1 protein-coding gene is annotated in these 310 nt (G+C 35.8%); it reads left to right on the top strand.

The genetic code is table 11. The features are described from left to right. Nucleotides 1–310 (top strand): relaxase/mobilization nuclease domain-containing protein (locus tag F8C76_RS20105; RefSeq protein ID WP_152132987.1); only part of this gene is annotated, 310 nt, incomplete at both ends.

The following is a 310-nucleotide window of genomic DNA, read 5'->3' as shown; positions in this document are numbered from 1 at the left end:
AGCTAAAGTTTTAAGGGGCGATGCTAATCTAACTAAAAGCCTTTTACTCTCTCTTACTCAAAAACACAAGGCATGTGTAGGGTGCTTATCCTTTGAAGAGTCAAATATTGATGAGAGTTTAAAATACGAACTTATGGAAAGCTTTGAAAATGCTTTACTCACACAAGAAATGCAAGGGCGTTATAACATTTTATGGGTAGAACACACAGACAAGGGGCGTTTAGAGTTAAACTTTGTTATACCTAGAATTGACTTGATAATTCAAAAAGCCTTTACTCCTTACTATCATAGTGCGGACATTACACGCATT

Source organism: Flagellimonas olearia, assembly GCF_009184425.1.
GTDB lineage: Bacteria > Bacteroidota > Bacteroidia > Flavobacteriales > Flavobacteriaceae > Flagellimonas > Flagellimonas olearia.
This window is presented reverse-complemented; position numbering and strand designations above follow the sequence as displayed.